15 protein-coding genes are annotated in these 24,043 nt (G+C 67.9%); 9 read left to right on the top strand and 6 right to left on the bottom strand.

What is annotated here, in order from left to right:
• Window positions 1–63: 63 nt before the first annotated feature.
• Window positions 64–2,532 carry a hypothetical protein gene (locus CLV56_RS16055; protein ID WP_157805191.1) on the bottom strand — a complete coding sequence of 823 codons (2,469 nt, stop codon included), beginning with the start codon at window positions 2,530–2,532 and terminating at the stop codon, window positions 64–66.
• A 723-nt stretch (window positions 2,533–3,255) separates the two neighbouring features.
• On the opposite strand from CLV56_RS16055, the gene CLV56_RS16060 reads away from it, so the two are divergent.
• Entirely contained in the window at window positions 3,256–3,627 is a 372-nt protein-coding gene (locus CLV56_RS16060; RefSeq protein WP_157805192.1) for a hypothetical protein, read from the top strand.
• Window positions 3,628–3,732: 105 nt separating this feature from the next.
• Here CLV56_RS16060 and CLV56_RS20670 read toward each other — a convergent pair whose 3' ends face one another.
• A complete protein-coding gene (locus CLV56_RS20670) occupies window positions 3,733–4,683 on the bottom strand; it encodes a DUF2510 domain-containing protein (RefSeq protein WP_157805193.1) in 951 nt (316 codons plus the stop codon).
• A gap of 102 nt (window positions 4,684–4,785) precedes the next feature.
• Between CLV56_RS20670 and CLV56_RS16070 the strand changes: the two genes are divergently transcribed.
• Entirely contained in the window at window positions 4,786–5,670 is an 885-nt protein-coding gene (locus CLV56_RS16070; protein WP_039342322.1) for an HNH endonuclease, read from the top strand.
• Between the two features lie 19 nt (window positions 5,671–5,689).
• Window positions 5,690–6,997 carry a DUF6884 domain-containing protein gene (locus CLV56_RS16075; protein ID WP_100415273.1) on the top strand — a complete coding sequence of 436 codons (1,308 nt, stop codon included), beginning with the start codon at window positions 5,690–5,692 and terminating at the stop codon, window positions 6,995–6,997.
• Between the two features lie 16 nt (window positions 6,998–7,013).
• Here CLV56_RS16075 and CLV56_RS16080 read toward each other — a convergent pair whose 3' ends face one another.
• Window positions 7,014–12,524, bottom strand: a complete 5,511-nt coding sequence (locus CLV56_RS16080; RefSeq protein WP_170224820.1) for a DUF3320 domain-containing protein — start codon at window positions 12,522–12,524, stop codon at window positions 7,014–7,016.
• On the bottom strand, window positions 12,521–14,722 hold the full coding sequence (locus CLV56_RS21060; RefSeq protein ID WP_100415275.1) for a HelD family protein: 2,202 nt from the start codon (window positions 14,720–14,722) through the stop codon (window positions 12,521–12,523). Before CLV56_RS21060 ends, CLV56_RS16080 begins: the two co-directional genes overlap by 4 nt.
• A 249-nt stretch (window positions 14,723–14,971) precedes the next feature.
• Between CLV56_RS21060 and CLV56_RS16090 the strand changes: the two genes are divergently transcribed.
• The 4 genes from CLV56_RS16090 to CLV56_RS16105 all read left to right on the top strand — a co-directional run bounded on the left by CLV56_RS16090 (window position 14,972) and on the right by CLV56_RS16105 (window position 19,348).
• On the top strand, window positions 14,972–15,532 hold the full coding sequence (locus tag CLV56_RS16090; RefSeq protein WP_157805194.1) for a hypothetical protein: 561 nt from the start codon (window positions 14,972–14,974) through the stop codon (window positions 15,530–15,532).
• 512 nt (window positions 15,533–16,044) lie between these two features.
• Window positions 16,045–18,483, top strand: coding sequence for an AAA family ATPase (locus tag CLV56_RS16095; RefSeq protein WP_039342230.1), 2,439 nt, complete (start codon window positions 16,045–16,047; stop codon window positions 18,481–18,483).
• Between the two features lie 122 nt (window positions 18,484–18,605).
• The gene (locus CLV56_RS16100; protein ID WP_211288171.1) at window positions 18,606–18,863 is read left to right on the top strand and encodes a hypothetical protein; all 258 of its coding nucleotides are present in this window, start codon (window positions 18,606–18,608) and stop codon (window positions 18,861–18,863) included.
• Window positions 18,860–19,348, top strand: coding sequence for a hypothetical protein (locus CLV56_RS16105; protein WP_039342232.1), 489 nt, complete (start codon window positions 18,860–18,862; stop codon window positions 19,346–19,348). The genes CLV56_RS16100 and CLV56_RS16105 overlap by 4 nt, the downstream gene beginning before the upstream one ends.
• Window positions 19,349–19,367: 19 nt before the next feature.
• On the opposite strand, the gene CLV56_RS16110 is transcribed toward CLV56_RS16105, so the two are convergent.
• Together CLV56_RS16110 and CLV56_RS16115 are read right to left on the bottom strand one after the other, a co-directional pair.
• On the bottom strand, window positions 19,368–20,639 hold the full coding sequence (locus CLV56_RS16110; RefSeq protein WP_039342234.1) for a T3SS (YopN, CesT) and YbjN peptide-binding chaperone 1: 1,272 nt from the start codon (window positions 20,637–20,639) through the stop codon (window positions 19,368–19,370).
• A 145-nt stretch (window positions 20,640–20,784) separates the two neighbouring features.
• Window positions 20,785–22,254, bottom strand: coding sequence for an ADP-ribosylglycohydrolase family protein (locus tag CLV56_RS16115; RefSeq protein WP_039342237.1), 1,470 nt, complete (start codon window positions 22,252–22,254; stop codon window positions 20,785–20,787).
• 70 nt (window positions 22,255–22,324) lie between these two features.
• On the opposite strand from CLV56_RS16115, the gene CLV56_RS16120 reads away from it, so the two are divergent.
• Window positions 22,325–23,056: an NrtR DNA-binding winged helix domain-containing protein gene (locus CLV56_RS16120; RefSeq protein ID WP_039342239.1), complete on the top strand. Its 732-nt coding sequence runs from the start codon at window positions 22,325–22,327 to the stop codon at window positions 23,054–23,056.
• A gap of 41 nt (window positions 23,057–23,097) precedes the next feature.
• The gene (locus CLV56_RS16125; protein ID WP_100415277.1) at window positions 23,098–23,994 is read left to right on the top strand and encodes an HNH endonuclease; all 897 of its coding nucleotides are present in this window, start codon (window positions 23,098–23,100) and stop codon (window positions 23,992–23,994) included.
• The last annotated feature ends 49 nt before the right edge of the window (window positions 23,995–24,043 follow it).

Consider the following 24,043-nt stretch of genomic DNA (forward strand, 5'->3'; position numbering starts at 1 on the left):
ATTGCCGACGGATCCGGACGTTACCGGCACGCTCTGACAGCAACAGTCTCCGAGCCGCACCCATCACCACCATCCGTCGTCCTCGACGAGCTCACCGCCCTCGACGCTGAACGTCACGGTGTAGTCGATGTCGACCTCGCCCTCGTACGGCTCGGCCTCGTCGCGTCCGAAGAAGCTGTCCGGTTGGGCGGGAAGCGTGCCCGACGTCGTGGCCTTGCCGTCGGCGACGGTCACGTAGATCGAGTCCGGCGTCTGGGCCTCGGCCGTGATCGTAGGCTTCGTGACGAGCTTCCAGCGGAAGCCGGTCGCTTCGTCCGCCTCCCAGCCCCAGTCCTCGATCCCGCAGTCCTCGGGCTCGGGCGTCGTCGCCTTCAGGCACGTGTCCAGCTCCGACTCGACCTGATCCTCGGCAGCCTGCAGGGCCTGGTCAGTCAGCGCGTAGACGAGCGTCGGGCCGTACCAGTCGTACGTCTCACCGACGGGCGCGGCGCCGACCGCCTCGGTCAGCTCGACACCATCGTCCGGGACACCGTCCGGCGCCAGATTCACCGTGAGCGTCGGCGACGCCAGCAACGGCGACGCATCGGGCAGCGTCACCTCCCACGTCCCGGGGAAGGCGGCGAAGCCGTAGCCGCTGCCGCTCTGCGCGACGTCGACTCCGTTCACCACCAAGGTGTCGATGTCTGATCCGACCGACGCCGACAGATCTGCGACCGGAACCTCCGGGGGCTCGAGCTCCCACGAGTCGAAGAGGACGAACCGCCGCCCGGTGCTTCGCACGGTGAACCACGCCGACTGCTTGGCCCCGTCCTGATCCCACCGGGCCTGCACCCGCACAGTGTCGTCACCGCGTTCTCTTGTACGGACGATCTCGACGCCGGTCGGCCGACCCTCGACGTCGCCGTAGACATCGTTCGACAGCAGCACGCGCTGCGCGCTCGGCAGATCCGGATCGGCCATGGCGACGGCCGCCTCCGCGTCCCCGTCCTCGAGCGCCGCCAGGTAGGACTCGACGGGTGCCTCGGGTGGGAAGAACACGCTGCTGACGACGGACCGCACGACGACGAACCCGAGGATCAGCACCAGGCCGCCGGCCACGCCACCCACGATCAGCAGCGCCCTGCGGCGATCGACGGGCTCGACCGTACGGGCGGTGCTGCCGGGCTCGGCCCGAGCCGGATCCGAGCCCGGACCTGGAGCCGGCCGCGGCGCATCCGGCCGTGCAGCGGGTGGTGCCGCCTGCACGGTCGACGGCGTGAGGAGACGCACCAGACCAGGTGGAGCGAGGGCGATCACTGCCGGAGCCCAGTAGCGTGCCGCGACCTCGATCAGCCCGCCCCACAGCGCAGCGACGAAGATGGTCCAGGGTGCGAGAGCCAGAGACCCGTCGAGCGCGCCTGAGAAGAACCCTCCGTACAGCGCGCCCGACCCGTGGACCCACGTCAGAAGCGTCGCCCCTATAGCGACCACTCCCAGGACCGTCGGGGTCGCCCACCCCGTCGACCAGTCCCCTGTGGAGCCCTGGAGTGCGCGCCGCGCCGAGGCGACGACCACGCCGAATATCGGGATCAGGACGAGCAGCCATCCCCAGGCCGGGGTGTCGCTGGCGAAGAGTGTGCTGGTCTCCGCCGGGATCGCCGTCCCACTGATCGTGATGCCACCGAACGAGGCGAACGTCAGCAGGTACATGACGCCGTTCGGGAGCGCACCGGCGGCTGTCGCCACCGCGGCCGACACGCCACTGCCGAGCCCCATCAGGACGACGACGATGAACGACAGCAGCGCGACGGTGGGGACGGCCGCCCACAGCAACGCGTCGATGGCATCGCGAATCGGCCGTGCGACCGTGAGACCCAATTTCCCGAGGTCGGGCCACCATCCTGCGAAGGACGACCCGAACGCGGCGCCGATCGTCCCGACGACGACTCCGCCGACGAACGCGACCAGCGGGTTCGCACCGAGCGCACCCTGGTCGAAGGACGCATCCGATGGCGCGAAGCGGAAAATCGCCGCGAGCACGGCCGCCAGGACGCCGAGAGCACCGCCAGTCGCGAGGGAGGCCCACCAGCGGTCGGCGACGGCGATGGGGCCGGCCAGGCGTTCCTCGCGCCGCGTGGTGATTGCGGCCCATCCAGCCGCGACGACCAAGACCACGAGGGTCACCGAGAGCGGGACGAAGAACAACGACGCCGACGAACCGGACGCGCTGAACGACACCGGAGCCCCGAACGCCATCGAGAACGCTGTGACGACCAGCGCGATCAGGTCACCGACTCCCCCGCCGTCCGAGCTGTCGCCGCTGGTCTCACCTGACAGCGCGTGCGCGAAGGCAAGGAGCGCGATCGTGCTCACGACGAGTCCGGCGCCGTAGGCGACCACGGCTCCGAGCGCCGCGCGAGCGAGCCGCGGTCCGGGTGGCGGAGTTGCGTTGCCGGGAACCTGCGGTGGCCCTCCGTACGGGTGCGGGCCAGAGCTCTGCGACGCCGACCACGGCGGTCCGGGCGTGCGGTCGGGCGGGGTGTCGTCTGCCATGTCAGTCCTCGAGTCTGGTGGCGGGCGGCGACCGGGTCGCCTCGACGGCGAGTGCCCACGACTTGTAGCAGCCCCAAGGGGTCACGCTCGCTTGCTTTGCAGCCGCGGATGAGCGCGCGAAGGAACGCGGCAAGCCCGCCAGCGAGCGGAAGGCATCCGGACGACTCGTCGAGGGCCAGGTCGTCACGAAAGGGAAACAAGCAGGCCGAGGACCAGTACAAACATGCCATGCATCGCGAGGAGCCCCACGGGTCGTGCTCCGCTGGGTCTGCGGCGCGTAGGAGACGAGCAAGCCGAACACGGAACGCCGAGCGCGAGCCGCACTCGTCGCCCACCGGCGGCACTGCGAGCTCGATCCGCTGCCCCACGCGGAGGCGGCGCTCGCCGAACCCGAACGTGCCATGAACGACGCGCGCGAGGCGATAACGGTGCTCAGGAGCTAGCTCGACCGCGCCGCTCTCGCGCGTGCGCGCGCCGCGTCCGTCACTCTCACGACTCCCGCAGCGTCCTCGTGACGTCCGGCGGGCTCCAATCGAGCGCGCGGAGCGCCCCACGACGGCGAGGCCGCCACGGATGCGGGAAACGGGGGGCGTGCCCAACGCGTTGGGTAGACACCCGTGCATCGTGTCGTGAACGGTGGAGCGGAGCAACCGATCGAGCTCGTGGGACGAGCCCTCGAGTTGGCCACGGGCAGGCTTCGCCTGCACGACAGGACCGCGCAACGTGACAGATGCCCAGGTGCACTGCGTGGACGGGTGCGGTGCGGGGATCACCGACGACCTCGTGATCAAGCTCGGCAGACCGTGCCCGAGGTGCGGCGCACCGACGGCCGTTCCGGTGCACCCGCCGTGGTGCCTTCGCGACGAGACGATCCATCCGCATCGCCATGAGCGGCTCCTGACCGACGACCCGAAATACGGCGTGACACTTCTGCGCCACACTGGCCTGAAACCCAAGTACGACCACGACATCGTCACCGTCGAGGTGGATGCGCTCGAGCTGCAGCACCCGGCGGAGGTGCGCAGCATCGGCGAAGCAATCATCCGCGCCGCGGATGAGGTGGCCGAGCTGATGGCACGGCCGCGCGAGAACTAGCGGCGCGTCGTCGGCCGTACCGCGGATCCCTACTAGCAGTCCCTTAGCCGTCAGATCCGTAGGAGACAACCGAAATCGCGAGGGGTCGAACAACGACGAGGCCGGCTAGAGTGCCCCGAGCAACTTGGCCTTTGCGGCGGCAAACTCTTCGTCGGACAGGATGCCGTCTCTATGCAAGGCAGCAAGGTCACGAATTCGTTCGCCGACCGTCGAGCCGATCACAGGCTGGCTCGGAGGCGCCGCGTGACGATCCGCGTCGAATCCGGCAGCAGCAGCGGATAGCGCGTCCCGAGTAGCGGAGTCCTGGGGCGCCGACGGATGGACCCCGAGCACGGCGTTCGCCGCGGCCTCCAGCGCGAGCGCCACCTCGTTGTGACCCTTGTCGCTAGTCTTCATCACTCCGTTGTGTCGTTGGTTGGTCAAGGTGTGAATCTGCTTGTCTGTGGCGATCGTCAGGAACGACTTTCGAGCGTCATTCGAAGCGAGGTGGGCCACCCCCGCCATCGCGAGCCCCGGCGCGCTGCCCTTGATCAGGGTTTTCCCGCCCTTGAAGATCCCGGCGACGGCCGGGCCCACAGCGCCCTCCAGGGCCGACGCCACACCGCTCACCCGATCCTGTGCGGGCGGCGTGAACTTGAGTGAGCGAAGGCGCTCGTACTGCGTGTTCTTGTCTATGCTCTTGGGTCCAGTACCGGTGATGCCCTCAGCCCACGAGGCGACGCGGACAAATCCGTTCTCATAGATCTCGATTGTGGAGGTTCCGAACACACCGCTGGTCACGAGGGCACCTGCCGCGACTGCATCCTCGGCTTGCCGCCGCATCAGTTCCTCCTTTGCCGCCTTCTTGTCCGCGGAGGACCTCCTGACTGCCGCACCGAGCTTGCCGAACGTGCCTTCCTTCTTGGCTGCAGGAACCTCAGCCACCGGCTCGACAGCAGGAACCGGTCCCACAGGTTCGACAGCGGTACGCACGTGCTCAGTCCACGAGGAACCGTCCCAGTAGCGCTCGTTTCCCTGTCCATCTGGATACCAGCCGGCGGCGGCCTGCTCACTCATGCGGCACATTTTGTCAAAGGGCCCCCGCCAGCGGGGCCGTTCCGGCAGACCCGACCCACTATTCGGACCTCACCGTTACGCATCTCATGCAAAGCTGTGCGCGTGGAGAGCGCCAGCGAGGAGAAGCTCCGTCAGCTGATCATGCACGCGCTGGCCGAGAAGACGGCCGAGAACGGTTACGTCACCCGCGATCAGCTCAGCGCGCTTGAGGTCGACGGGAAGCCGCGACGTGTCATCGACCAGTCACGCGGCATCTGGAATCCCCGGGACATGGCGGCGACGCTGGCGGTGGTCTCCTCCCCCGACGGGCCGTACGACGACCAGCACCTGTCGGACTCGCTGTTCCGCTACGACTACCGCGCCGGATCCATCCACGGGGACAACACGAAGCTGCGGCGCGCCCACGAACTCGAGCTGCCGATCATCCTGCTGCGCAAGATCGCCGCCGGGCAGTACGTTCCGGTCTTCCCTGTGTACGTCGTAGCGGACGATCATGCGAACCGGCAGTTCGTCCTCGCGCTCGACGAGAGCCTGCGTTTCCTGCACGACCCGATGCACCTCAGCGAGTCCGAGCGCCGTTACGCCCGGCGGGTGGCGAAGCAGCGGCTGCACCAGCCCGAGTTCCGTGGACGCATCCTGCGTGCGTACGAGACGCAGTGCGCGGTCTGCCGGCTCAAGCACGGACGGCTTCTCGACGCCGCACACATCATCGGCGATGCCGAGGACGGCGGCGAACCCGTTGTCGTGAATGGGCTTAGCCTGTGCAAGATCCACCACGCGGCCTACGACGCGAACCTGCTCGGGATCTCCCCTGACTACGTCGTCCAAATCGATCGCGATCTGCTCGAAGAGACCGACGGCCCGATGCTGAGGCACGGGCTGCAGGAGATGGACAAGCAGCCACTTCAGCTGCCCGCACGACGACGCGAACAGCCCGACCGCGAACGCCTGGCTCGGCGTTTCGAAACGTTCCGGGCGACGGGGTAAGTGCGCGAGACTTCTCACGATGGCGAACTGGTCACCTCTACGCGAGGCACTCCGCACGGTCGACGACCGTGTCGTGTACCCATGGAAGGACCTCGACGCACTCGTGGGCGGGCTGCCCCGATCCGCCTACCAGTACGACGCATTCTGGAAGGGGCCGCGATCAGGGTGGCCCGGGTTCACCACGATCGATGTCCGCGTCGGCGAGTCCGTGACTTTCGTGCGCCGCCCGACCGGGCAGCACGCGACGGCGCCTGAACAGCAGCACAGGAGGCACCAGCAGCCCGCCGGTGTCGAGGTCGCCGACCTCCTTCTCGTCACCTGCGTCAAGCAGAAGCTCGACCACACGGCTCCGGCACGCGACCTCTACACCTCACCGCTCTTCCGCAAGGAGCGAGCATATGCAGAGGCGTCGGGCCTCCCCTGGTTCATCTTGTCGGCCGTCCACGGGCTGGTCGAGCCGGCGACCGTTCTCGAGCCATACGAGCTTCGGCTCTCTGCGACTCCGAGGTCGTATCGAAGTGAATGGGGCGCCCGGGTCGTCGCTGCGCTCGCCGAGCGGCTCGCCCCGCTGGGCAACCCGGTTGTCGAGGTTCATGCCGGCGCGGCGTACGCCGACCCGATCCGCCCGCTGCTGCTCGACCTGGGTTGTCGCGTCGTCGAACCACTGCGCGGCCTCACGATGGGTCAGCGCCTGGCCTGGTACAGGAGCACCCCTGGCTTGATGGAGTCAGGAAACTGGCAGAGCGCGCGGACGAACCTGAGCAGCACAGCGTATGAGACTCCCCGGCTGTCTGCGGTCGTCAGCGCACTAGCAAGTCCAGTCGAATCCCGAACGCCGGCAGAGTTCCTCGCCACTGATGGCGCCGGTCTGCGTGTGCCGGGGCTCTACAGCTGGTGGGTCGACGCGACCGGCGCGCGTGAACTCGGGCGCGGTCTCGGCTTCGAGATCCAGCCCGGACTGATCTACGTGGGGCTCGCTGGCGCGACTCGCTCACGGAGCGGACGCCGATCCACCAACACGTTGTGGGGCCGTATCCGTGGGATGCATCTCGGCCGCCGCCACGAGTTCTCGACATTCCGCCGAACCCTCGGATCGGTCCTCGCAAACGCAACCGGTGAGCCAGCGATCGATGAGACCAGCTTGACCGCCTGGATGCACGGCCACCTCACCGTCGTCGCGGTGCCTGTTCCGGACGGCGATGTGCTCAACTCTCTCGAAAGTGCCGTCCTGCAGGATCTCGACCCTCCGTTGAACCTCGCGAAGATGGCTCCGAGCCCGATCAGGCTCCGGCTCACCGAGCTTAGACGCACGTACGGCCGAAGCTGATCCACGACGCGACGCATCAGCCGCCTTCGGACAAGCGCAGAACCCCTTTCTCACTCCGCTCGATGTAACCCTCCCGAAGGGCACGATCGATCGCGCTACGCACCCCCGCTGCGATGTCGTTGCCCTGCCGGCGCCACCCGAACACCGACATCATCGCCCCGATCACTGCTTCGTCGCTGATGCTGACCGCATCGCCGACCGCGTAGATCAGTGCCTGGGTCAGCTCATCGATCCCGATCTGTCCGATCGATCGGATCGCTTCCTCGTCCTGAGGCACCCGTACGATGACCCTCGCATCGCCCTGGATACTGATGATCCCGTTCAGATCTTCAGCCGGTCGAGCACCCTTGATGACGATCCGCTCGAGTACGTACCTCACGTTCTCCCGGATGGCTGATCCGATGCGGCCCACGCCGAAGGCCTCGCGCAGGCGGGTGTACACGAGATCGGTGTGAATCGGGGCCTCGACTTCGAGCAGACGGGTGAGGTAGCTGCGAATGGCCGGGCGCGCTTCGACCGAACGAAGCTCGTACGGAGTCGTGGCTCCCTGCGAGTAGACCTCGTAGGGGACGGCCCACTTCGGCGGGGCGTCAGGATCGAAATCCTCGACCTCCAGCTGAATCTCTGAGCTCGGCTGCGGCGTTCCCCGGCTTGCTCCGCCCCGCGAGACACCCGCGTGTGCTGCCTGAATTGCTGCGTGCAGACGCTTGGTCTGCGTCGGCCGATCGCGGTACCAGCTCAGGCCCCAGATGCGATGGAGATTCCACCCGAGCCCCTCGAGAACCGACGCACGCAGTCGGTCGCGATCGCGGGCAGACCGCGCCGAATGGTAGGCAGCCCCGTCGCACTCGACTCCGATGAGAAACTCACCGGGGCGGTCCGGGTGCTTCACCCCGAGGTCGATTCGGTAGCCCGACACTCCGACCTGCGGCTGGACCTCGTACCCCCACGAGCGGATGACGCGCAGGACGTCCTCCTCGAACGGGCTCTCCACATCGCCGTGATCAGGATCAATGTTGAGGCCGAGAGCCGAGACGCCTCGCTCCGCGAACGCCAGGTACGTCCGCAAGTGCTCGACGTTCGCGTTTGCGCTCGGCGGGATGTCGGTCGACCGCAGCGACGAAACGACCTCGACACGGCGGCGCGCCCGGGTGACCGCGACATTCAGTCGGCGCCATCCGGACTTCTGATTGAGCGCGCCGAAGTGCGTGCTCACCTTGTGGGCCTCGTCAGGGCCGTAGCCGATCGAGAAGATGATGAGGTCGCGCTCGTCACCCTGAACGTTCTCGATGCTCTTGACGAAGAAGCCCCCGAGTCGGTCATGGTCGTCCAGCATCGCCGCGACGGCCGGATCATCATCGGCGCGCTGCTCCACGGCCTGCAGGATGGCGTCCTGCTGAGCAGCCGAGAAGGTCACGACGCCGACCGACATCTCAGGATGTTCATGGGCGTGGTACGCGATCCGGTCAACGACAGCGCCGGCCTCGATCGGGTTGTCCCGCGCACCGCCCCTGCGGTAGACACCAGGCACGTGGAAGAGCTCCACCCCCAGATCGGGTGCATCGAACACAGCCCCCGGGAACGACTGCAGGGTCTGGTCGTCCGGTGCGTAGAAACGGTTGTTCGAGAACGCGATGAGGTCCTCGTGCTGGCTCCGGTAGTGCCAGGACAGCGGCAGCTGCGGCAGGACACCGGCCTTGCACACGCTGAGGATTGACTCGAACTCGTCGGGCTCGTCGTCGTCGCCGTCCTCCGCTTCGACGGCTGCTTGGAAGAACGCGGTCGGCGGGAGCTGCTTGTCGTCGCCGGCGACGATGAGCTGGCGTCCCCGATAGATGCAGTTCACGGCATCCGACGGCAGCACCTGAGACGCCTCGTCGAAGATCACCACGTCGAACCGCATGTCGCCCGGCAGGAACTGCGACACCGTCAGTGGGCTCATCATGAAACACGGCTTGAGCGACTGGACGATTTCCGACGCGACGTCGAGCACCTCCCGAATCGGCTTGTGCCGCGACTTCTTCTGCGCCTCACGCAGAATCAGCTGCGCGCCCGCCGATTGCGTGCTCCGCGGCCTCGCGTCGCTGCACGCGCGCACAACCTCGGCGTACGCGAGGTCGACGAGCTCCTTGTCGCTCTCACGGAACGCCGTCACGAGCGCGTCTCGGTCACCCGCGCGGAACTTCTTCAGCCGCTTGTCGGCGGCGACCGTACCCTCGATCCACGCCTGGAGGACGGCCCACCGCAAGCGGGGTGCGACCTCGTCGGATGGTGGTGGTCCGTCGAGCAGGGCATCCAGAACCGGCCCGAGCTCAGCGCCTCGCAGATCCGCGCAGGTCTCGACGAACTGGATCCACTCGTCGACGTCGGCGACGGCTGTGCTCGCCATCTCCGCGAGGAGCTCAGCGGCCTCGCGGATGTCGGCATCGAGGTTGGTGCGGATCTCCGCAGACCGCAACGGTTCGAACGATGAGAGAAACGCCTCCCGATGCTTGCCCCACGACTCGATGAGTTCCGCCATGTCGGTCGCGGAGATCGTGGGCCGGCGCATTCGCTCGGCCGTGAGCGCGCCGACGGCACCCCCTGTGTGGGTCCTGACGCGCTCGGCCCAGTCGAGCGCGGAAGCCAGCGAGGTCCAGTCGGTCTCGATGCCGACGTAACCGTCGCCGAGGAGAGCCAGATCGTCGTCGTAGGAGTCGAAGATGCGGGACCGGTGCTCGGTGAGCTCAGCCACGTCGTGCAGGATCTCTGCTGCTCTGGCGAGTGTCAGGTCATCGGAGAGCGCAGAGACGACGTGCTCGGCCGCACCGAGTCCGGGCGCGAGATCCGAGACCGTCCTGTCGACCCAGCTGACGATCGCGTCCACCGGCCACCCTCGAACCGCCGACGTGACCTCCGCGCGTACCGCTGCACCCATCAGGTCGTCCCACGCTCGAATCCGCTCGGCCAGCGCGGCCGCGATCGGCCCCAGACGTGGATCCTGCTGCGCGTCCGCGGCGAGCTGCTTGGCGAGCTCGTCCGGCCTCAGGTCCGCGCCAGCGATGCGCACGGCGTGGTGCGCGGTCTCGATCGCCGACATGAGCCGGCCGAAGTCGGTGTCGGTGCGTTGGTAGTAGCGTCCGAGTCGGTCGGCATAGGTGCTCTCACCAGCGGAGAGGTTCCGCTCCGCCTGCTGCCATGCGACGGCCTCGTCCAGCGCGGCCAGCACGCTCTTGTCGACCTTCCGCCGGACGGTGACGGACTTGAGAACGCGCCGATCGGCTCGGCACTGCTTGCTCAGCCGCCCCAGGCCCGTGTGGTCGTTCGTAAAACGAAGGTTGAACGCAGCCAGGTCGACGTCCAGTGCCTCAGGCGTGAAGACGGAGGCGATCTTGTCCCGGCGCTGCTTCACCAGCGACACGAGCTCGTGCAGGACCCGCGACGACTCGTCGAGGGCGTTCTGGACCGCCGGATTCAGCCAGGTGTTCTCGGGCGGCGTCGTGGATTCACCGAGGGTTGCCAGCTCGACGAGCTGGGAGATCCGATTCACTGTCAGGCCATCGGATGGGATGCCCAGGATCGCGGCGAGCTGACGCCCCTGCTCGACGATGTCGGCCAGCGGAACCAGCGACTCGCCGAGAGCGTCGCTCGCGCGGCGAACGACCGACACGCGTGCTCCCGACCCGCCGGGCCACACGTTGGCACGTTCTGAGGCGGGAAGGTCACGAAGGGACCGGAGCTGCGGCAGGACCTCGGGGTCGACCGCAGTCCACCCGTCGCCCACAGCCTCCCGCAGTCGTTCCTCCGCGGCCAGGTACGTCTGCGCCGAGCTGCGGAGCGACTCCTCACGATCACGCACGCCGCGGAGCGAGGTGCTGGTCAGCCACGAGTCCAGGTGGTCAGGCTGTGTTTCCAGCTCGAGCAGCAGATCACGACGCCGAACGTGATCGGCCAGACTCCGCGGTAGCTGAAGCGCGAGGTCCGCATCGACGGCCAAGCCGCGGTCGTTCAATGCCGCAGCGGACTCGCTGGCGGCGCGAGCCCCGTTCCCAAGGATGTCGCCGGTCGTCCCCTCCGGCAGCGGCAGGGTGATGTCTCGCCAGAGGAAATCGTCGCCCTCAGTCGCAGGACGCCACACGCGACCAAGCTGCTCCGCGGTCGAACGAAGGTCGAAGGCCGTTTCGGCTGTCAGGGCCGCCCACGCCCTCGGATTCGGATGCCCCGCCGGCCGTTCGAGCTGGAGTGCCAGCAGCTCTCCCAGTGCGTCCATGAGCGACCGGTCGAGCCCTGCGCGCCGCTCGTTCATGGCCTGGGCGAAGTCCGTGAGACCCTGCCTCATCGTTGCCAGCTCCGCGCGGTTGGCGTCGGTGAACTCCTTGCGCGTCTTGAAGCGCTGGGACAAGGCCTTGGCGAGCTGCGCGACCACTTCCTTGCGAGTGGCGTGATGGCTGTGGAGCTCGAGCAGGAAGTGCTCGAGTCCGGCAGCCGCGAGCCTGTCCCGCACGACATCGAGGGCGGCCGCCTTCTCACTCACGAACAGCACGGAGCGGCCCTGCGCCATCAGCTCCGCCATCATGTTCGCGATGGTTTGGCTCTTGCCCGTTCCGGGAGGCCCGTCCATGACGAAGCTCCGCCCGTCGCGAGCCGCCGCGATGCAGGCACGCTGGCTCGTGTCAGCGTCGAGGATCGTTCTCGAACGCTCCGGCGGGGCGATCGAGTCGAGGTCCGCCGTGCGTGGGTCCCAGCCGAAACCGAGCGTCTCCTTGTGCGGGGCGTCGGTGCCAAGCGCGATCCTCTGGACGAGGTCGTGGGCCATGATCTGATCCTGGTGATCGGTCAGATCGCGGAAGATGGCCTCCTTGTGAAAGGAGAACAGCGTCATCACGACGCGCTCGTGCACGCTCCAGCCCGCCTGCTCCGAGCACGCTGCCGCGACAGCGCGCAGGTACGACACCGGATCGACGAGGTCGGAGTCCACCTCCGGCAGGGTGACGTCGAAGTCACGCTCCAGCTTCACCCGCAGGGCGGGATTGGCAACGATGTCGTCCTCCGTGCGAGTGAGCCGGAAGGGCGCCTGCGAACCCTCTCGCTCGAGCTTCACCGGGCAGAGCAGCAGTGGGCTCTCCACCTCACGCCCGTCCGACAGGTCCTTCCAGTGCAACGATCCGAGTCCGAGGTAGAGCGTCCAGTAGCCCCGATCGGCCCAGGTCTGCAATGACTGCTGGTGCTGCCGTACGAGCGACGTCCGTAGCTTGGCCGCGGTCTTTCCCGACACCCGGATCGGCGCCGTCGCGAGCCACTGATTGCTCGAGTCCAGGTCCTCGGCCGCTTCAGGTGTGCACTCGAGCCCGATCAGTGGCGATCGGTCGAGCGCCGACATGATCGAGCTCACCGACGGGGTCGTGATCTCGAGCGAGCCCGACACCGTGTGCTTGAAGTAGATCAGGCGCTGCCGTCGGTCGACCGCGACGAGATCCTCGCGCCAGGTGTCGAGCTGGTTGCGAAGCTTGCGCCGTGACGGGTCGCTCAACCGCGTGGTCGTGGTCATCGAGATTCTCCATCCGGCAGGTCGCGGGTGGTTGTCAGTCGCTGGACGAGGGCCTCGACGAGGATGAGGTCCTCTTCGGAAAGTTCGGCGATCAGGTCTGCAACACGGGACGCGCGCTCGATGCCGTCCAGCTCGTCGGACTCGCGGGTCGTCGTCACGCTGCCGCCTTCGCTCGACGGCGCACCCCCATCGAGATGAGCGAGGCCAGCCGGTAGGCGATCGCGGTGTACGACGTACAGCTGCTGCGTACATCGGGTCATCGCCACGTACAAGAGGCGATGCCCTTGGGTCGACTCGCCAACAATTTCGCCGGGCTCGACCAGGACGACGACATCGAACTCCAGGCCCTTGCATCCCGACACTGGAAGGAGTGTCAGAGGGGCGGAGAAGTCGCCGTCGCGGCCGTCCCCGGCGACTCCGGCGCTGAGCCCGGCCGCCGCCTCGTACGCATGGTCGGCCACGATCACCGCTGTCTTGCGTCCCGCCTCCGCCAAGTTGGTGCCGAGCTCGAGCGCCGTTTCCAGCGCGTCTCGTTCGACGAGCTCGACCGTCGGCTGAACGCCTGTGGTGCGCACGGAGGCAGGAACGGTCAGGTCGGGCGAAATCAGGTCGAGCTGACGTCCAGCCAAGTTGATGACCTCGCTCGGAACGCGGTATCCGACCGTCAGGTCGGCGACGAACGCGTCATCTGCGGTCAGGTGCTCCGTCAGCTCCTCCCATCGGTCCCGAACCCACGGGCCGGTCGCTTGAGCCAGGTCGCCCAGGACCGTCATGGATCCACTCGGGCAACGACGCGCAAGTGCGCGGGCGGCCATCGGCGACAGGTCCTGCGCCTCGTCCACGACCACGTGGCCGTATCGGGCGATGGTGCCATCGAGAAGGTGTGAGACCTCGTCCAGCACGTGGATGTCCGCTCGCGTCCAGGGTTCGGCTGCGATTGACTCCGCGGGACGCCGGTAGAGCTGCGCGCGTTCGTCGACCGTCAGGACGCCGGCGGCCGCATCGACCAACCACGTCTGAGTTCCATAGAGCGTCCGGAGGAACTCCTCAGGTGTGTACGTGGGCCAGAGGCGGTCGAGAGCGTTGGTGAAGGCAGAGAGGCGGCGGATCATCGCGGCGGTGGTCCGAACAGGACGACGAGCGTCCCGCTGACTCGCCTCGTGAAGTTCGTACGCCCGGGCGGCGAGCTGGTTCCGCAAGACCTCGCGGGCCTCGTTGTGCGGGAGCGAGCGACTCCGGACGTCCGCCACGATCGCCGAGAGCGTGTCCGCGGGCACGACGATGCGGTCGATTCCGAGGGTCAGCACCAGGTCGTCCTCGATCCGGCCAATCCGGCGCTCCAGCGCCCGGCCAAGGACCTCCGACATCGCTGCGCTGCCCTTGACACGCGCCGCCTCGACAGGCTCGATCGCGCGTTCACGGGCCTCGCCTGGGTAGAGAGACCCGATCTCGACTTGATCGATATCGGTGACCTCGAGTGAGGGAAGCACTCCAGCCGCGTACGAGAGGAACGCCCGTGACGGCGCGACGACGAGGATGCCCTCGTTCCGAAGCTCCTCGTAGTTGAACGCGAGCCAGGCCGCGCGGTGGAGGCCGACGACCGTCTTCCCGGTGCCGGGTCCGCCCTGAACGACGACGAGTCGCTCCCGGTCCGCGCGGATGATCCGAAACTGCTCGGCCTGGATCGTCGCGACGACCTCGCGCATCGCTCCGTCGCGCGAACGCTCGAGCTCCTGGAGGAGCGCGTCGCTGATGGAGCCCGATCCGCCCGTAGCGATCGCGTGCGCGGAGCTGCGAACGATCTCGTCGACGATCCGGTGGACGGTGCCGTTCTCCTCCTGGAAGACCCGCTTGAGCAGGAGGTCTCCCGGGTCGTCCGCCGTCGCCTCGTAGAACGGGATGGCGGCTGGCGCATGCCATCCGATCAGGACCAGGTCACGGTTCTCGTCGTACACACGCCGACGGCCGACGTAGAGCGAGCTGTCTGAGGTGTCGATCCGCCCGGCAACGAGTTGCCCGGTCCCCCGTGACTGCTGGAGAATCTCCCGGGCGCGCTTCATCGCCCGTGCCGTGAGGCGATCGAGACCTCCGTGGTTCTGGATCGCGACTTCTGCGTCGGCCAGCCCCTTGTCCAGCAGGGAGTACGCACGTGTGACGTACTCCTGCTCAGCCTCCAACTCCGCGTGTGCCGAGTCCACGCTTCCTCCCGAGATGTGTGCTCCTTCGTGGCGCAGACCGTACAAGGTCCGACTGACAAAGGTCGGTTGCGACGGAGCCGTCGGTTACGACCAGATAGTTGACGTTTACCATTCATCTCCGCCACGTCGTGGCGTTTCGGACAAGGCGATGAGAAGACGGGATGTTGCGGCGTGAGCCTCCAGATCAAGACCGATACGGGGACAGCCCTCCTGAGCGAAGACGAGCTGGTCATCGACCACAGTCGGTTCGTGGCCTCTGACCGCCGCAAGGAGGTCTCGCCGCTGCGCATCTCGCTCGACGAGATCGTCGGGATCGACCAGGCTCGGCGAGACTCTTCTGCGAAGCGAACGGTCCTCGTCCGGACAGAGTCATACCGTCCAACCGGCAAGATCGGCGACGACCCGCTCGTGATCGAGTTCCTCCCGATTCGAGCGGCCTACATGAAGGACGTGGCGAACTTCGTCGAAGCGCTGGTCGCAGCCGTCGATTCTCGCAACCCCGACCTCGAGACGAGTCTTCGGCTGGTCGACGAACTCACCGACGAGGTGCGGCGAGACCCCGGGCCGATGGCCAAGGGTCGTCTGAACTCGAGCGTGGCGGAGGTCGAGGCGGCGCCGGTGGAGTCCACCACCGACCCGATCGAGCGGCTGGAGGCCCGAGTCGTCGAACTCGTCAACGAGGTGGTCGACCTGCGAGCCGAGGTACGCGATCTGCGCGAAGCGTTCGGCGAGCTGATCGACCGCCTCCCCGACCTCCTGCTCGGTGTCCCCGCGGAGCCGCAGCGCGCCCAGCTCAGCCGTCGTCCGTAGTCGACAGGCGCGGCAGCCCGTACCCAAACCCGACATTCCGGATATCGCCCTGCCGTAACCCGCTCCGGCGCTACGTTGCCTGACGCAACTGTGAGCGAGCCGCGTCTGGAGTGACCCACCAGGATGTACGCCGTCATCGATACCGAGACGACCGGACTGGTCCCCCAAGCACCATCACCGCATCGCCGAGATCGGCGTCGTCCTCGTGGCCGCCCGCGGGCGGCCACGAGTCTCACGGAGAAGATCATGCTCGTCGTCGCTCCGACGCCGACACCATGTCGGGCAAGGGCACGCGGGCACGGAAACCCGATCGTGTCGCTACCGGAGACTTCGAGGCTGCACTCGCGTTCGGCGTGGATGCCGCGAGCGTGAGCGTCTGATGTCGTCCGCACCGGCCCCAGTCGTGGTGGGAGCCGATCGTCGGTGCAATATCCGACCCTTCTGTCAGCGTCGACTGAGAACGTCGCCGTGACGACGCGCTCAGTGTCGCCAACGCATTCTCGGGAGCTTTCATGGATGACCTGAACACCTGGCTCAACGCCAGACTCGACCCGGACGACTCGATTAGTGACGACGCCAAGCTCCTCGCGTTGGCCGCCGTCGAGGGCGACGACGCACTGGCGTCTGTCACGCCCGAGGATCCGCCCCCGTCCCTCGCACAGACCAATTCGGAGCCGTCGGCGGACGAGACCGCCGAGGCGACGGGTGCCTACCTCACAAGCATAGCCGTCCAGGGATTCCGCGGCATCGGCGAGCGCGCGACCCTCCAGCTGCATCCTGGCCCGGGGCTCACGATCGTCTCCGGCCGCAACGGGTCGGGCAAGTCGAGCTTCGCGGAGGCCCTCGAGGTCGCTCTCACCGGCGACACGTATCGCTGGAAGAACCGTCCCGCGCACTGGGGCAGTGCCTGGCGCAACCTGCATGCCGACGTCGCGGCGGAGGTCGAGGTGGCGCTGTGCGAGGAAGAGGTCGGGAAGACCGTCGTACGCGTGACGTGGCCCGATGGTGCCGACGTCGACGACGCGACCACGACGCTCCAACGCCACGGTCAGAAGCGTGAAGCGGGGATCGAGAGCCTCGGATGGGGTGGACCGATCGAGACCTACCGTCCGCTCCTGTCGTACGAAGAGCTCGGGACAGTTCTCGGGTCCAAGCCGAGCGCACTGCACGACGCTCTCTCGACCGTGCTCGGCCTCGAGCAGATGACCGACGCCCTTGATCGTCTCAACGAACGCCGGAAGCGGCTCGAGGCGCCCAAGAAGAAGCTCGACGCCGAGAAGCGCTCGCTGCGAGCGGACCTCGACGCGCTCGACGACGAACGCGCGAAGCAGGCTGACCTGTTGCTCGCCAAGCGGAAGCTCGACGCCAACGCACTCCGCGCGATCGCGACCGGCACGTCGACGCCCGACGGTACGGCCGAGCGGCTCCGTGCATTGCTCGCGATCGCCGCGCCCGATGCCAACGATGTCGACGCGGCGGCCTCCGAGCTGTCGGCTGCCCTCGCGGCAATGACGTCCGTCGGTGACGATGCAACGACTGCACTCGAGCGCCGGGTCACCATCATCGAGCGAGCCCTCGACCTGCATCAGCACGACGGTGACCAACCCTGCCCGGTCTGCGGCGTTGGCACGCTCGACGGAGCCTGGGCCGCGCAGGCTCGCGCTGACGTCGCTGCCGACCGCCAGCAGGTGGCTCTGCTCAAGGCCGCACGAGCACGACTGACCGCTGCTCGGGAATCCGCACGTGCGCTGGTCGCCCCGGTCCCGTCGGCCCTCGCCGGCTCCACGCCCGACGTCCTTGATGAGGCCGTCGGCTCGGTCCGCTCGGCCTGGACACGCTGGTCGGCTGCACCCGCCACCGACGCCGACCTCGTCACGCACCTGCGCACAGCACTCGCACCGGTCACCGAAGCCTTGCCCCCGATGCGGGCCGCTGCCTCCGAGGTGCTCGCTGAACGCGACGACGCATGGAGCGCCATCGCCGCCCGGCTGGCCGCGTATGCGAACGACGCCGACGCGTGGTCCGCCGCGGAGCCCGAGGCAGAGCTGACCAAGCAGGCCCATACCTGGCTGAAGAAGAACGACCTCGATCTGCGCAACGAGCGCCTCGCACCGATCGCTGCGCAGGCGGCCAGGATCTGGCACGACCTGCGCCAGGAGAGCAACGTCGAGCTGCAAGGTTTCGAGATCGCCGGGACGTCTACGCGCCGGCGCGTCGAGATCCAGGGCGCGGTCGACGGCGAGGACACCGGCGCCCTCGCCGTGATGAGCCAGGGCGAGCTGCATGCGTTGGCTCTGGCGATCTTCCTCCCGCGTGCCACGATGCCGCAGAGCCCGTTCCGGTTCGTCGTGCTCGACGACCCCGTGCAGGCGATGGACCCCGCCAAGGTCGACGGTCTGGTCGCGACATTGTCGCGGATCGCGCAGGATCGCCAGGTCGTGGTCTTCTCGCACGACGACCGGCTCGCCGCGGCGGTTCGACGTGCGCCGGTCCCTGCGCAGATCGTCGAAGTCACGCGGTACGAGAGCTCGCGGGTCGAGGTCGCGAACACGTACGACCCCGCCGGACGCTACCTCCGGGACGCCTTCGCGCTCCTCAAGGACACCGGCCTTCCCGACACCACCATGCGCCGCGCGCTCCCCGGTCTTCTGCGGATGGCGACCGAAACCGCTGCTCGCGACCGGTACTGGACGACCCGACTCGCCGCCGGTGATGCTCACGACGTGGTCGAGGCAGCGTGGGCAGATGCCCGTCTGACCCGCGACCGAGTTTCCTTGTCGCTGTACGGAGACGTCCGGTCGCTCGACGGGTGGCTGTCGAAGCGTGGCTATCGCAGGCGGGGCCTCGGAGTCTGCACTTCCGCGTTGCACGAGGGACTTCGCGGACAGCCGCGCGAAGCGTGCGAGGACGTTCAGAACCTGATCGACGACCTCAAGCGCGGGGCGCTCTGATGTCCGGCTCGACGAGCACTGGGCTGCTCGCCCAGGCGGAGGGACTCCTCGCGACCGGATCGGTCGGGCGGCAATCGGTACGGATCGCCTGCTGGCTCACGCGTGCAGCGCTCGAAGACCGCGTGGCAGAGCTGCTCGACGCACGCGGGTGGCCGGTCGAGGACGCATCGATGCGGAGCACGATGTCGTGCCTCGAGTCGGCGTACGCAGACAAAGATGCCGAGCTCGTCGCACAGGCCGAGTACGCGTGGTCCGCCTTGTCACGGGTCTGCCACCAGCACGCGTACGAGCTGGGACCGACGGTGTCCGAAGCGCGGCACCTGGGCGAGCTGGTGGCGGGGCTCGGCGTGCAAACCACGAACGGAACGGGGACTCGGTGAGTTTCGACCAACAGGGCGAGCTCTTCCCGCTCGACCAGACCGCCGATCTGGCGGGTCAGCTGGCGATCGGCCACCGGGATTTTATCGAGATCTTCGGCACGGGCTGGACCGAGGTCGACGAGCGGTTTCACGACTTCGATGCCGATCCCGCTGGTGGCCTCGAGAGCCCGTTCGGCTCATGGTTCGTGACCGGCACGCCGCCGCAGCTGATGCTCCGAATCAACGGCGACTCGCTCGACCTCGCCGCGGCGCAGCCACGGTGGGAGGGACACACGCTCGCGATCCGCCCAGGACCATACGAATCGATGGGACGATCGACGTGGGATGCGGACTCCCTCGGCGAGGTCGTGACGCGCTTGCTCAGGCGGCGCCGCAACGCGTTCCGATACTGCCGGTACTGCCACGACCTGACACCGCCCGAGAATGCCTTCGAACGAGACGTCTGCATGGGCTGCGCCTCAGCCGTCCTCGGCGTCGGGTTCTGATGCGTCGATAGGTTCTGAGTCAGCGGGATGGACGCCGCGGAAGGCTCTCGGCCACGTGGCGTAGCGCAGTCCGCAGCAGGGCGATCGTGCTGTCCCAGCCCGCCGCCTCGCGCCGACAGGCTCCGATCTCGTCGGCGTCGCCGCTCTGCTCGGCTGCCTCAGCCGCCGTGCTCCAGGCGATCTCCTCCTGTTCGCACTGACGGATCAGGCTCAGGATCAGTTCGCTGTCGTGGTGGCACACGGCTGCCGCGACCTCGGGCTCGACTGCACCCGTACCTTCGGGGTCCAGCTGGAGCAGCATCATGAGCTCGTGCGGTAGCTCCTCGTTCTCCTGATCGCTCCCGGGCTCGTCGGCGAAGGATTCCTGAGCAGTCCCAGGCCCCCCGTCCGCTTCATCATCCAGGTCGGTCACGTCCACCGCACGACGTCCGCCGGTTCGCTCTGCGAGGTCCTCAGGGACCTCCGCCAAGACCTCGAGCATCAGCGCCAGCATGCGCCGGACGTGGCTCGGCACGAACGGGCTCGCAGGCAGGTGGAGCCGTGCGAGCACCGAGTCGCCCTGGAGGAAGAAGCAGACGTAGCGGGAGTTGCGGTTCAGGATCGCGACCGCTCGCAGCGCGGCCAAGCGGTCCTGGACATCCGCGACCACCAGCCCGACGAGGTCCACGGCCGGGTCGGTTGCTGGCACCGATACGAAGACCCGAGCGCCTTCCGAGCGGACCGGGATGTCGCCATCGTGGTCCTTGATCGGCGCGTGACCGAAGACCGGTGTCAGTGCGTCGTCAACGAGCTGCAGGAGGTGGTCGCGGTCGTGGGGCACGACTGCGATCGGCTCGTCGGCGGCTTCGGCGCGCACGGTCGCCCCCATCGCAGCGATCGTCGGAGTGGGAACCCGCAGCGCCGCGATGGCGGCAGGGCCGCCGTCGACGTCCAGCAACGCAGGATGGGCGACCCCGATGACTGTCCTCAACGCCCCGACAGCGAGGGACACGAGGTTCTCGACCCCGTCGAGCTCGACGGCGAAGTAGTACACGTCGTCGTCTTCGTCCCACCCGAGGGCCCGCATGGACTCGCGCACCGATTCGGTGTCGGAACCGGCCGCATCGGCATCCATGACGACGTCGACGACCGGCTCTTCCCAGCCGAACGTCATCAGCGCGTCGAGGCGGTACTCGCCGGACCAGAGCAACCGAACCGGGCTCGCGTCCAAGATCTCGTCCTGCAGGAACGTGGTCAGCCGCCGTGTAAAGCGGCTCCAGCTCGCCTCCGTGGCGTCTTCAAAGTCACGCATCCGTCCCCCTTGGTCGGCCGAGGTCCCACCTGCGGACTCGCATCGACTCGCCACCAATCTAGGCCCGATCACCGACAGTTCTTGCCGGCGCGGAGCGGGCCCAGCACCTCACCAGCGACCTACGGAGCGCCCCTGGACGTCTGCACTACCCGAGCGAGCGAAGCGCGGCCACGAGCGCGGGCCGCGGCATCGCGCCCGGCAAGACAGCGCAGACGTCCTCCAGCGCACGCTCAGTCCCATACCCCAGCAGCGCCGCGTACCGAGCCGCGACCGTCGGGGTTCGGCTCTGGCCGGCAACGCAGTGCAGCAGCACCGTGTGGCCTTCGTCGCGCAGGTCGAGGACCGTCCGCGCCGCATCGTCGATCACGTACTCGAGGTTCGGATTGTCGCGCGCGTCGGTGTCGATGAGGCGGAAGGCCGCCCGGTGCTCGATCCGCTCGGGCACCTGCGCCCGCCCGAGCCGGCAGAGCGAGACCACCGCCGTCACCTCGTCGGGCAGGTCGTCGAGGGGTACGGCGCCCGACAGGAGCACCTGCTCGTCGTACGGGTGCGGGACCGCCGACTCGACCCCACCCCAGCCCGAGTAGTCGATCGCGTCGACGCCAGGCCACCCGGCAGAGTCCGTCCGACCCCGCCGCACGATCAGAAGCGCGAGGTTCGCGAGCTCCTCCCCCGAGGTCCCCGGCCACCCGTGGAGGATTCGACGCCACGCCGCCGGGACGGCCGACGCGCCCCACCGCCCGCCGAGCATCGCGCCGGCGATGGATGCCACGGTGTCGGTGTCGTCGCCGATCTCGATCGCCGTCTCGAGCGCGGCGACCAGGTGCGCGGAGCTGAACCGACCTTCGCTCGGGCGATGCTCGACCTGCGCCGTGTGGACGATTGCCGACCACGCGGCCTGCAGGGCGGAGACGACGAAGCCGTTCGGCCGGAATCTCCCAGGCTGCTCCTGCTCCGCCTGGTCGATGATGTCCCGCCAGAGTTCGGCACGGTCAGGCCGAAGGTAGCTGAGCTCCTCACGCAGGTCGACGATCTCACCCTCGAGCACCGTGCGGCGGATCCCCAGGCACCACAGGGCAGACGCCTCCGGGGCCAGCAGGTCGGTGTGGGTGAGCGCCGCGATCCGCGAGGCAGCGTCGACGAGCGCCTCGGGGTCGTCGAGGTACGCGAGTGCGACCGGGGCCGTTCGCATCAGCGCCCCGTTCCCTGCGGTCTTGCCCGTACGGGCGTGGAGCGCAGCGGCCGTCGCGGTCATCTCCGCCGCAGTCCCCTGCGGCCCGACTGTCCGCAGCACCTGGCCGGTCTGGATCCCGACGTCGGGGGGGCTGGCCGCGTACCACTCAGCGAATCCGGACGCGATCGCGTCGAGGGCTTCGTCCGTACGAAGGTCGGCGCCCGCCGCGGCGACGCGCGCGATCGCGTAGGTCTGTGCAGTGTCGTCGGTCCACTCCCCCGGCGCGAACCCGCCGAGTCCGCCACCGATCATCCTCGGTCGGCCCACGACCGGTGCGGACCCGAACTCATAGCCGGCACCCAGCGCATCGCCGGCGGCAGCGCCGAGCAGCACACCGCACGCGCGGTCTGTCTGGGCGGCGGTGAGGTTGGTGCGCGTCATGAAGACCTCTTTTCGCAAGAGTGCGGCAAGTCGCTTCCCAGTTATAGCACACCTGCGCTAAGTTCGTCCCGTGAGCAATCTGCGCAGCTATCCGCGGCCGAACGTGGCCGTCGACGTCGCCGTCCTCACCGCAGTTGTTCCAGACCAGCGAGTCGCGGGGACAGGGCACCTCGCGGTGCTGACACTGAGCCGCGCTGCTCCCCCGACCGGGCCGGTCCTGCCGGGCCGATTCCTACGCGAGGGCGAAACGGTCCGCGCCTGCGTGCAGACGACCATCTCCGAGAAGGGCGGGATCACAGTCGAGGACGCCGAACCACGTCTGCTGCGCGTGTTTGACGCACCCGACCGCGACCCGCGCGCCTGGACGATCACACTGGCTCACGCCCTCGCCCTCCCCGCGGCTCGCCTCGATAGCGCAAACGGGGCGCTGGTGCCAGTCGGCGAGGCGACTCACAGCAGCGACGAGGTCAGAGCGCTGCTGTTCGATCACGCAGAGATCGTCCGCGAGGCTGCGGCCTCGATACGCGAGCGATACGAGCTCGCCCCTGATCCGGACGGCCTGCTTGAGGGTCCGTTCACCCTGGCTCAGTTGCAGCGGCTGCATGAGGCGGTGCTCGGCGAGCGGCTCCAACGCGACACGTTCCGCCGTCGCATGTCACCACGGCTCGAAGCCCACCTCGACGGCGATGGACGGCCGACGTCTCGGACTGACGGAGGACGACCGGCGCAGCTGTGGGAGCGCGCAGGCGACAAGATTGCGCCCGGAACTGTTCAGCGCAGGCTTCGGCTCCCGCGTGCGTGATCGCCCCCGCGGGACACAGATGAGTCGCTAGCCTGCAGCGCATGACACCGACCCGACCCTTGAACTCCGGATCGCTGCCGAGGCCTGGCGCGCTCGTCCGTGCGAACCTCCCCCAGATCCTCGAGCACTGCCACAGCATCGACCCCGGTGAAACCGTTCACCTGCAAGGCGCCGAGTACAGCAACGACGAGTTCAAACTGAACTTCCCGTTTCTCCGCCTCGTAACCGTGATCGAGCTGGAGGGAGCCGGAGACCGCTACTGGTCCGAGGTCCACTCGATCGGCGACGAGCAGTTCCGCGTGACAAGCCAGTGGTACGACAGGAACATCCCTGGCCTGATTCACTACCTCCGAGACAAGGGACTCGAGCCGGAAGGGATATCGAGCGAGGACACCGACGATTACCTCGTTGCCTACGCTCCACCTCCAAGGTCGACGAAGGGCGGCGCCCGTTTCCGCTCGAGCCCCATCGGCGATTCGCAGAACCTTCTCGTCCGGTACGTGCTCGGGCAGCTCGAGTTCGAGGCGTTCTCAGAGAAGCACTGGCTGACCGCGAAGAACTCGCTCGGCTTCAGTTGCGTGTACTGCGGGACCGAGCGCGATCTGGTGATCGATCACGCCGTGCCGATCAGCAGGGATTCCTTGGGAGAGCACCGACTCGGCAATCTGGTGCCGGCGTGCAGGTCCTGCAACTCATCCAAGTCTCAGAGGCGCTACGACGACTTCCTATCCGCCGAGGCACCGGACAGGATCGCGCTGATCGAGACGCACATGGGTGAGCACGGATACGAGCCACTCGTCGACCGACTCGACCCCGACACCGCAGAAGAGGTCCGGCATCTGCTGAACTCTGCCCGCGAGAAGGTCGCGGACGCCGCAGCCAACGCAATCGACGCCATCAATGATGTGCTCGCCCGCGCCGAATCTGTACATCGCTGACCCTCGCCGATCTCCCGATTCCGACCACGACTGTCGGTGCGCGGCACTA

Origin of the sequence: Mumia flava (genome assembly GCF_002797495.1) — a bacterium.
Classification (GTDB): Bacteria; Actinomycetota; Actinomycetes; order Propionibacteriales; family Nocardioidaceae; genus Mumia; species Mumia flava.